An 11,557-nucleotide genomic window follows, 5' to 3' on the forward strand; every position below is an offset into this window, starting at 1 on the left:
TACCGGCCGGTAGCTGGAATGATATTCGGCCGCTCACGCTCCGCTGAACCTCTTCCACGCTGCGCCAACCGGCGGGACCCCCGTGTGGCATCTTGACTGGAAGCGCCGGTGGGTTCACGCTTACTCCCAACGGCGAAACCGGGGCCCTTGCGGGAGGGACCACCGGGTCGCCCGGAGGCATACCTGAAGACGTTGCGAAGCAGGCTGGGCCCCATCGGGAGCGCCCCCTGGACAGGCCGCGACGTTCGGGCTAGACTGTCTCTTTGCGCTGCCCTCTTTCAGGCTGCCCGGAGCCGGTAGTTAGGATAGTGGGCACACGGCACCCTTGACAGTCGCTCATAGCTGTTGCTATGGCGGCCGTCACCGCTCATTGTCCCCGGAAGGACGCATCTTGGCAGTCTCTCCCGCGAACCAGGCCACTGCTGCGACCACCTCGGCTGAATCTCGCTCGGAGGCCACGGGAATCCCCGGCGCGCCCAAGCGGGTTTCCTTCGCAAAGATTCGCGAACCCCTGAACACCCCCAACCTGCTCGACGTCCAGATCCAGTCGTTCCAGTGGTTCACCGGGGACGAAGCGTGGTTCCAGCGCCGTGTCGAGGAAGGTGAAGAGAACCCGGTCGGCGGCCTCGAAGAGGTCCTCAACGAGATCTCCCCGATCGAAGACTTCTCCGGTTCGATGTCCCTGTCCTTCTCCGCCCCGCGCTTCGACGAGGTCAAGGCCTCGATCGAGGAGTGCAAGGACAAGGACATGACGTACGCGGCCCCGCTGTTCGTCACGGCGGAGTTCGTCAACAACAACACGGGTGAGATCAAGAGCCAGACGGTCTTCCTCGGCGACTTCCCGGTGATGACCGACAAGGGCACCTTCGTCATCAACGGCACCGAGCGTGTCGTGGTGTCCCAGCTGGTCCGCTCGCCGGGCGTCTACTACTCCAAGGACATCGACAAGACCTCCGACAAGGACGTCTTCAGCGTCCGGGTCATCCCGAGCCGGGGTGCCTGGCTGGAGTTCGACGTCGACAAGCGCGACACCGTCGGCGTCCGCATCGACCGCAAGCGCCGCCAGCCGGTCACCGTGCTGCTGAAGGCGCTCGGCTGGACCACCGAGGCGATCCGCGAGCGCTTCTCCTTCTCGGAGACGCTGCTGGCGACCCTCGAGAAGGACCACACCGCCGGCACCGACGAGGCGCTGCTCGACATCTACCGCAAGCTGCGCCCGGGCGAGCCGCCCACGAAGGAGAGCGCGCAGACCCTGCTGGAGAACCTGTTCTTCAAGGCGAAGCGCTACGACCTGGCCAAGGTCGGCCGGTACAAGGTCAACAAGAAGCTGGGCCTGTCGACCCCGATCGACAACGGCACGCTGACCGAAGAGGACATCGTCACGATCATCGAGTACCTGGTCCGGCTGCACGCCGGCGAGGACAAGATGACCGCCGCGAACGGGACCGAGATCCCGGTCGAGACCGACGACATCGACCACTTCGGCAACCGCCGCATCCGCACCGTCGGCGAGCTGATCCAGAACCAGATCCGGGTCGGCCTGTCGCGCACCGAGCGCGTCGTCCGCGAGCGCATGACCACGCAGGACGTCGAGGCGATCACCCCGCAGACCCTGATCAACATCCGCCCGATCGGCGCGGCGATCAAGGAGTTCTTCGGCACCTCGCAGCTGTCGCAGTTCATGCAGCAGACGAACCCGATCGACGGCCTGACCCACAAGCGCCGCCTCAACGCGCTGGGCCCGGGTGGTCTGTCGCGTGAGCGCGCCGGCATGGAGGTCCGCGACGTCCACCCGTCGCACTACGGCCGGATGTGCCCGATCGAGACGCCGGAAGGCCCGAACATCGGCCTGATCGGCTCGCTCTGCTCGTACGCGCGGGTCAACCCGTTCGGCTTCATCGAGACGCCGTACCGCAAGGTCGTCGAGGGCCGGGTCACCGACCAGATCGACTACCTGACCGCGGACGAAGAAGACCGGTTCGTCAAGGCCCAGGCCAACGCGCCGATCTCCGACGACGGCACCTTCATCGAAGACCGGGTCATGGCCCGCCGCAAGGGCGGCGAGGTCGAGCTGATCGATCCGCTCGACATCGACTACATGGACGTGTCGCCGCGGCAGATGGTCTCGATCGCGACGGCGATGATCCCGTTCCTCGAGCACGACGACGCGAACCGCGCGCTGATGGGCGCGAACATGCAGCGTCAGGCCGTGCCGCTGCTCCGCAGCCAGGCGCCGTACGTCGGCACCGGCGTGGAGCTGCGCGCCGCGATCGACTCCGGCGACATGCTGGTCGCCGAGCAGTCGGGCGTGGTCGAGGAGCTCTCGGCCGACCTGATCACGGTCATGCACGACGACGGCACGCGGAAGAGCTACAGCCTCTACAAGTTCCGCCGCTCGAACCACGGCACCTGCTTCAACCACCGCCCGATCGTCAACGAGGGCGACCGGGTGGAAGCCGGCCAGGTCATCGCCGACGGCCCGTCCACCGAAAACGGTGAGGTGGCGCTCGGCAAGAACCTGCTGGTCGCGGTCATGCCGTGGGAAGGCCACAACTACGAGGACGCGATCATCCTCTCCGAGCGCCTGGTGCAGGACGACGTGCTGACGTCGATCCACATCGAGGAGCACGAGATCGACGCCCGCGACACGAAGCTGGGCGCCGAGGAGATCACCCGGGACATCCCGAACGTCTCCGAAGAAGTGCTGGCGGACCTGGACGAACGAGGCATCATCCGTATCGGTGCCGAGGTCCGCGACGGCGACATCCTGGTCGGCAAGGTCACGCCGAAGGGCGAGACCGAGCTGACCCCGGAGGAGCGCCTGCTCCGCGCGATCTTCGGCGAGAAGGCCCGCGAAGTCCGCGACACCTCGCTGAAGGTGCCGCACGGCGAGACCGGCAAGGTCATCGGCATCCGGGTGTTCTCCCGCGAGGACGACGACGAGCTGCCCCCGGGCGTCAACGAGCTGGTCCGCGTCTACGTGGCCCAGAAGCGCAAGATCCAGCCGGGCGACAAGCTCGCCGGCCGGCACGGCAACAAGGGTGTCATCGGCAAGATCCTGCCGGTCGAGGACATGCCGTTCATGGAGGACGGCACCCCGGTCGACATCATCCTGAACACCCACGGTGTGCCGCGACGGATGAACATCGGCCAGATCCTCGAGCTGCACCTGGGCTGGCTGGCCTCGCAGGGCTGGACGATCGAGGGCGACCCGGACTGGGCGAAGAACCTTTCGCCCGAGCTGCGTGACGTCGCGCCCGGCACGAACACCGCCACCCCGGTGTTCGACGGCGCGAAGGAGGAGGAGCTCACCGGGCTGCTCGCCAGCACGAAGCCGAACCGCGACGGCGAGCGGATGGTCAAGGAGAACGGGAAGGCCAACCTGTTCGACGGCCGCTCCGGCGAGCCGTACCCGTACCCGGTGTCCGTCGGCTACATGTACATCCTGAAGCTGCACCACCTGGTCGACGACAAGATCCACGCCCGCTCCACCGGTCCGTACTCGATGATCACGCAGCAGCCGCTGGGTGGTAAGGCGCAGTTCGGTGGCCAGCGCTTCGGTGAGATGGAGTGCTGGGCGATGCAGGCGTACGGCGCCGCCTACACGCTGCAGGAGCTGCTGACGATCAAGTCGGACGACGTGGTCGGCCGCGTAAAGGTGTACGAGGCCATCGTCAAGGGCGAGAACATCCCCGAGCCGGGCATCCCGGAGTCGTTCAAGGTGCTCCTCAAGGAGCTCCAGTCGCTGTGCCTCAACGTCGAGGTGCTCTCCAGCGACGGTGCGGCGATCGAGATGCGCGACTCCGACGACGAGGACCTCGAGCGCGCCGCGGCCAACCTCGGCATCAACCTGTCCCGCAACGAGTCGCCCTCGGTGGACGACGTCGTGCACTGATCGCGAGCTGAGCGAGGGGGACCGGCCTCCCGCAGGGCCCCCTCGCTCGCCCGCCAACCCCTCTAGCCGAAACAACCCCAAGGGGATCTAGACGTGCTGGACGTCAACTTCTTCGATGAGCTCCGCATTGGTCTCGCCACGGCCGACGACATCCGTCAGTGGTCGTACGGCGAGGTCAAGAAGCCGGAGACCATCAACTACCGGACGCTCAAGCCCGAGAAGGACGGCCTCTTCTGCGAGAAGATCTTCGGCCCGACCCGGGACTGGGAGTGCTACTGCGGCAAGTACAAGCGCGTCCGCTTCAAGGGCATCATCTGTGAGCGCTGCGGCGTCGAGGTGACCCGCGCCAAGGTGCGCCGCGAGCGGATGGGCCACATCGAGCTGGCCGCCCCGGTCACCCACATCTGGTACTTCAAGGGTGTTCCGTCCCGCCTGGGCTACCTGCTGGACCTGGCGCCGAAGGACCTCGAGAAGATCATCTACTTCGCTGCTTACGTCATCACCGGCGTGAACACGGAGCTGCGCCACAACGACCTGCCGACCCTCGAGAACGAGATCGGCGTCGAGCGCAAGAACCTCGAGACCAAGCGTGACGCGGACATCGAAGCCCGCGCGCAGAAGCTCGAAGCCGACCTGGCCGCGCTCGAGGCGGAGGGCGCCAAGTCCGACGTCCGCCGCAAGGTCAAGGAGGGCGGCGAGCGCGAGATGCGCCAGCTGCGCGACCGCGCCGGCCGCGAGCTGGACCGCCTCGAGGAGGTCTGGACGACCTTCACGAAGCTCGACACCCGCCAGCTGATCGCCGACGAGCTGCTCTACCGCGAGCTCGTCGACCGCTACGGCGAGTACTTCACCGGCGGCATGGGCGCGGAGGCCATCCAGAAGCTGGCCACCGAGTTCGACGTCAACGCCGAGGCCGAAAGCCTGCGCGACACGATCCGCAACGGCAAGGGGCAGAAGAAGCTCCGCGCGCTGAAGCGGCTCAAGGTCGTCGCGGCCTTCCAGGCCACCGGCAACGACCCGCGCGGCATGGTGCTCGACGCCGTCCCGGTGATCCCGCCGGACCTGCGCCCGATGGTGCAGCTCGACGGTGGCCGCTTCGCGACGTCGGACCTGAACGACCTGTACCGCCGGGTGATCAACCGGAACAACCGCCTCAAGCGGCTGATCGACCTCGGCGCGCCCGAGATCATCGTCAACAACGAGAAGCGGATGCTGCAGGAGGCCGTCGACGCGCTGTTCGACAACGGCCGCCGCGGGCGTCCGGTCACCGGCCCGGGCAACCGGCCGCTGAAGTCGCTGTCCGACCTGCTCAAGGGCAAGCAGGGCCGGTTCCGCCAGAACCTGCTCGGCAAGCGCGTCGACTACTCGGGCCGTTCGGTCATCATCGTCGGCCCGCAGCTGAAGCTGCACCAGTGCGGTCTGCCGAAGGACATGGCGCTCGAGCTGTTCAAGCCGTTCGTCATGAAGCGGCTGGTCGACCTGAACCACGCGCAGAACATCAAGTCCGCCAAGCGGATGGTGGAGCGCTCGCGGCCGCAGGTGTGGGACGTGCTGGAAGAGGTCATCACCGGCCACCCGGTGATGCTGAACCGCGCGCCGACCCTGCACCGCCTCGGCATCCAGGCCTTCGAGCCGCAGCTGGTCGAGGGCAAGGCCATCCAGCTGCACCCGCTGGTCTGCGAGGCGTTCAACGCGGACTTCGACGGTGACCAGATGGCGGTGCACCTGCCGCTGTCGGCCGAGGCGCAGGCCGAGGCCCGGATCCTGATGCTGTCGGCGAACAACATCCTGTCGCCGGCGTCGGGCCGTCCGCTCGCCATGCCGCGGCTGGACATGGTCACGGGTCTGTTCCACCTGACCCGGCTCAACGAGAACGCCGAGGGCGCGGGCAACGCGTACTCGTCGCCGGCCGAGGCCATCATGGCCTTCGACCGCAAGGCGCTGAGCCTGCACGCCCCGGTCAAGATCCGCATCACCGACCGGCAGCCGGCCAAGGCCGACGAGCCGGCGCTCGCGGAGAAGGGCTGGGAGCCGGGCAAGGCGTGGCTGGCCGAGACCACCCTGGGCCGCGTGCTGTTCAACGAGCTGCTGCCGGCGGACTACCCGTTCATCAACGAGCCGATGCCGAAGAAGCGGCAGGCCGCGATCGTGAACGACCTCGCCGAGCGGTACTCGATGACCCAGGTCGCGCAGACCCTGGACAAGCTGAAGGACGCCGGTTTCTACTGGGCGACCCGGTCGGGTGTCACGGTGGCGATCTCCGACGTCCTGGTGCCGGAAGGCAAGAAGGCCATCCTCGACGAGTACGAGGGCAAGGCCTCCCAGGTGGAGAAGCGCTACCAGCGCGGTCAGCTGTCGCACGCCGAGCGCAACAACGAGCTCGTCAAGGTGTGGACGCAGGCCACCGAAGAGGTCCACAAGATCATGGAGACGGCGCTGCCGGACGACAACCCGATCGCCATGATCGTGAAGTCGGGCGCCGCCGGTAACATGACGCAGGTCCGGTCCCTGGCCGGTATGCGTGGCCTGGTGTCGAACCCGAAGGGTGAGTACATCCCGCGTCCGATCAAGGCCAACTTCCGTGAAGGCCTGTCGGTGGCGGAGTACTTCATCGCGACGCACGGTGCCCGGAAGGGCCTGGCGGACACGGCGCTCCGCACCGCCGACTCGGGTTACCTGACCCGGCGTCTGGTGGACGTCTCGCAGGACGTCATCGTCCGCGAGATCGACTGCGGCACCACCCGCGGCATCATGATGCCGATCGGCGAGGACATCGGCGACGGCAAGGTCCTGCGCGACCAGCACGTCGAGACCTCCGTGTACGCGCGGAACCTCGCGACGGACGCGGTGGACGCCAAGGGCAACGTCGTGCTGAACGCCGGCGACGACCTGGGCGACCCGGCCATCGAGAAGCTGCTCTCCAGCGGCATTTCGAAGGTCAAGGTCCGCTCGGTGCTGACGTGTGAGTCGGCCGTCGGTATCTGCGCGACCTGCTACGGCCGCTCGATGGCGACCGGTCAGCTCGTCGACGTTGGCGAGGCGGTGGGTATCGTCGCCGCCCAGTCGATCGGTGAGCCGGGTACGCAGCTGACGATGCGTACGTTCCACCAGGGTGGTGTCGCCGGTGACGACATCACGACCGGTCTGCCCCGTGTTCAGGAGCTCTTCGAAGCTCGTGTCCCGAAGGGCAAGGCGCCGATCGCCGACGTCGATGGCCGCGTGCGCATCGAGGAGAGCGAGCGGTTCTGGAAGATCACGCTGATCCCGGACGACGGCGGCGAAGAGATCGTCTTCGACAAGCTGTCCAAGCGTCAGCGGCTCGCGAACACCCCGAACGGCCCGCTGGGCGACGGTGACCACGTCCACGTCGGCCAGCAGCTGCTCGAGGGCACGCCGGACCCGCACGAGGTCCTGCGGGTCATGGGGCCGCGCGAGGCGCAGATCCACTTGGTGGACGAGGTCCAGAAGGTGTACCGGGCGCAGGGTGTGTCCATCCACGACAAGCACATCGAGGTCATCGTCCGGCAGATGCTGCGCCGGGTGACGATCATCGACTCCGGGGCCACGGACTTCCTGCCGGGCGAGCTGCCCGAGCGGACCAAGTTCGAGGCGACGAACCGGGCCGCGGTCGCCGAAGGCGGCGAGCCGGCTTCGGGCCGTCCGGTGCTGATGGGCATCACGAAGGCGTCGCTCACCACGGACTCGTGGCTGTCGGCGGCGTCGTTCCAGGAGACCACGCGAGTCCTGACCGACGCGGCCATCAACGGCCGCTCGGACAAGCTCGTGGGCCTCAAGGAGAACGTGATCATCGGTAAGCTGATCCCGGCCGGTACGGGCATCAACAAGTACCGCAACATCCAGGTGCAGCCGACCGAGGAGGCCCGGGTCGCGGCGTACGCGATCCCGTCCTACGACGACGGCTACTACACCCCGGACGTGTTCGGGACGGGTACCGGTGCCGCGGTGCCGCTGGACGACTACGACTTCGGCCGCGACTTCCGCTGAAGCTGATTCGACGAAAGGCCCTCGCCGGGTTTCCGGCGGGGGCCTTTCGCTGTTTTGCAAACGTCACCCAAACGGGTACTCACGCGGCTTTCACATCGCTAGAGTTACCCGTGTTCACGCGGTTCGGGGGTTCACGCGTTTTCGACGGGTAATCAGGGGTGACTGTTCGTGAACATTTCCAGGATCGCGAGACCTTTCGCGCGCGGTTTTGCCGCGTTGACGGCTGCGGCCGTGCTGACCAGCGTGTTCGCCGGCCCGGCCGGAGCCGAGGAGCCGACGCCGACCACCACCGCGCCGGCCACGTCCGAAGCGTCGTCCACCGCGCCGTCCACCTCGGAAGCGCCGGCTCCCGAGCCGAGTTCCGCACCGAGCGCGACCGAGCCGGAGAGCAAGCCCGCGGCGGCGCAGCCGCAGGCCGCTGCCGACGAGCGAGCGAAAATCACCGCCTCGGCCGAACTCGACAAGGACCTGTACCAGTCCGACGAGGACGTTCCCTTCACCTTCACGCTGACCAACACCGGATCCGTCCCCGCCAAGGGCCTCCGGGTCAGCCAGGACATCGGCAAGCCGGCCGACCTGGTCGTCTACGCCGACGACAACGGCTGGGGCAAGCTCTCGTGGCCGGGCGTGGACCTCGACCCGGGGAAGAGCTTCGTGCTGAAGACCACGGGCAAGATCCGGGACATCGCCCAGGCCGAGGTGGTCCTCGAGGGGAACGTGTTCGACAGCGACGGCCGCGGGGTCGCCGACTTCAGGGACACGGCGACGGTCAAGCAGGTGCCGGTGCCCGCGGGCGGCACGGTGTACGGCGACCGGAACGGCAACGGCGTCTTCGACGACGGCGAGCAGCTGACCGGAATCCCGCTCGCGCTGCAGTACGTCAACGGCCCAAACCGGTATGAGGCCACGAGCGGTCCGGGTGGGAAGATCGACTTCGGGCAGATCCCGTCGGCCACGTACTACCTCGGTGGCGTGCCCGCCGGTGAGTGGCTGATCCCGTTCCAGCGCATCCGGATCGGTACGGGCTCGAAGGACCTGCTGATCCGCGCGGTGCCGCCGCTGAACGGCGCGCTGAAGGCGTCGATGGTGTTCACCCAGGACAGCTACCAGCCCGGCGACCTCGCGCACCTCACCGTGACGCTGGCCAACTCCGGCCCGATCCCGCTCACCGGCATCGTGGCCGCGTGCGACCGGTACGGCTCCGACGCCGCGTTGAAGGCCGGCGCCGGGTGGGGAGACCTCGCCACCTTCGCCGACGGCGTGACCATCGCTCCCGGCCAGACGCGGACCTTCGACGTCGCCGAGCGGGTGCCGGACGCGGCCCGGAACGCCGGCGTCGTCACGGCGGACTGCGACTTCGGTTACCGCGAAGTCGGCATCGAGGAGCACCCGGTCGCGAGCGCGCAGGCGGCGGTGCCCGGGGGCAAGGCGACCTTGGTCGGCGACGTGGCCGTCTACGACGACCGGGGGCAGGTGAAGCAGGGCATCGCCGGGGTCAAGGTCGTGCTGGTGTCCGACCGGCACTGCCCGGTCACCGCCGAGCAGACGACCGATGCGAAGGGGCACTTCGAGTTCCACGACGTGGTGCCCGGGCCGCAATACCGGCTGTTCTTCCTGCCGCCGGCGGGGTGGCGGATCAAGGAAGAGAACCCGTGGTCGATCTTCGTCCACGGTCCGGCGGACCACCCGGTCGAGCTCCGGGTGCAAGCCGAGCAGGGCGACGCTCCGCTGCCCTCGGTGCCGGTCGACCCGGCGGACTGCACGGCCGGTGCCCCGACCTCGACGGCACCCGCCGCGGCGGGTGGTTCCGGCGGTGGCCAGAGCGGCGCCTCCGGGCTGGCCAGCACCGGTGTGGACGCCATCGGCCTCGGCGCGCTCGCGCTGCTGGCTCTCGCCCTCGGCGGCGGCCTCCTGTTCGGCGCCCGCCGGCGCCGGCACACGTTCTGACGGGAAAGCGCACCCTCGGTCCACTGTGGACCGAGGGTGCGTTCCGGTACGACTTCGATCTGATCAGGGGTGACTGTTCGTGAACAAATCCAGAACCGCGAGACCGCTCGCGCGATGCTTCTCCGTCGTCGCGGCCGCGGCCCTGCTGGCCGGCGTGTTCGCCGGCCCGGCCGGGGCCGAGGAGCCGACGCCGACCGCCACCGCGCCGTCGACGTCCGAAGCGCCGCCCACCTCGGAGGCACCGGTCCCGGAGCCGAGCTCCGTGCCGAGCTCCACCCAGCCGGAGAACAAGCCCGCGGCGGCACAGCCGCAGGACGATCCCGGTCCGCAGCCGGACCTCGACGTTTCCATCGAGCACGCGGACTCGTACCCGACCAACGCGGACGTCCACTTCACCATCAAGATCCACAACCCGCGCAGCGTGCCGGCCGAGAAGCTGCGGGTCGCCCAGTGGATCGGCAAGCCGGACGACCTCGTGGTCCCGTTCGCCGACGGCTGGGGACCGCTCAGCAGCGACCGCGGGGTGACGCTGCCGCCGGGCGAGACCTTCACCCTGGCGGTGGTCGGGCAGATCCAGGACATCAGCCAGGACCACGCGAACCTGCGCGGCTTCGTCTACGACAAGGACGGCCACGGCGTGGCCCCCAGCTTCGACATCCCGTTCAAGCTCGAGAAGACGCCCGGGCACGCGTCCGGCGTCGTCTACGGCGATGCGAACGGCAACGGCACGCTCGACGCCGGCGAGGAGCTGACCGGCGTCACGCTCACCCTGCGGTACAACACCCTCATCTACCAGGCCAAGAGCGGCAAGGGCGGGCACTTCGACTTCGGCGAGATCCCGGCGGCCAAGTACTCCCTCGGTGGCGACGTCATCGGCGGCTGGCTGTTCCCGTTCCGGAACGTCGAGGTCGGGCCGGACACGAACCTGGTCGTCCGCGGCGCACCGCCGCTCGACGGCAAGCTCGCGGCCTCGATGGCCTTCACCCAGGACAGCTACCACGTCGGCGACCTCGCGCACGTCACCGTGAAGCTGACCAACTCCGGCCAGGTCCCGCTCACCGGCATCGTGGCCGAATGCGATCGCTTCGGGGCCTCGTACGCCCTGCAGGGCACCGGGCCCGGCTGGGGCGACCTCGCCGGTGACGGGGTGCGGGTCGGGCCGGGAGAGACGCGCACGATCGACGTCACCGAGCAGGTGCCGGCGGGGGCCCTCGACCGCGGGCTCGTCACGGCGAGCTGCGACTTCGGCTACCGCGGTGTCGACCTCGACAACCACGCGTTCGCCGGTGCGCAGGCGGCTGTGCCGGGCGGCAAGGCCACCGTGGTGGGTGACGTGGCCGTCTACGGTGACCGCGGCGAGGTGAAGCAGGGCGTCGCCGGCACCAAGGTCGTGCTGGTGTCCGAGGCGCACTGCCCGGTCACCGCCGAGCTGACGACCGACGAGAACGGGCACTTCGAGTTCCACGACGTGCTGCCCGGCCCCGACTACCGGCTGCTCCTGCTGCCGCCGAAGGGCTGGAAGGTCAAGTACGAGAACCCGCTCGACATCTACGTCCGCGGCCCGGCGGACCGGCCCGTCCGGGTGCGGGTCGACGCCGAGGAAGGTGACGCGCCGCTTCCGGAGGTGCCCGCCAACCCGGCCGACTGCACGGCCGGTTCCCCGGCGGGCGGCGCGCCCGGCGCGGCCGGCGGGACCGGCGGGACCGGCGG

General features: G+C 68.6%; 4 protein-coding genes. All 4 read left to right on the plus strand.

From position 1 onward, the window contains the following. The first annotated feature begins 391 nt into the window (after positions 1-391). Positions 392-3,895 (plus strand): DNA-directed RNA polymerase subunit beta, encoded by a 3,504-nt coding sequence (rpoB, locus tag IE317_RS18530; RefSeq protein ID WP_191311653.1) that lies wholly within the window; start codon positions 392-394, stop codon positions 3,893-3,895. A gap of 93 nt (positions 3,896-3,988) precedes the next feature. Beyond that, a complete protein-coding gene (locus tag IE317_RS18535; RefSeq protein ID WP_191311656.1) occupies positions 3,989-7,900 on the plus strand; it encodes a DNA-directed RNA polymerase subunit beta' in 3,912 nt (1,303 codons plus the stop codon). Positions 7,901-8,068: 168 nt separating this feature from the next. Then, a complete protein-coding gene (locus IE317_RS18540; protein WP_229902782.1) occupies positions 8,069-9,847 on the plus strand; it encodes a hypothetical protein in 1,779 nt (592 codons plus the stop codon). 79 nt (positions 9,848-9,926) lie between these two features. Next, a partial coding sequence (locus IE317_RS18545) for a hypothetical protein (protein ID WP_191311658.1) occupies positions 9,927-11,557 on the plus strand: 1,631 nt, incomplete at its 3' end.

Origin of the sequence: Amycolatopsis bullii (assembly GCF_014654205.1) — a bacterium.
Lineage (GTDB): Bacteria > Actinomycetota > Actinomycetes > Mycobacteriales > Pseudonocardiaceae > Amycolatopsis > Amycolatopsis plumensis.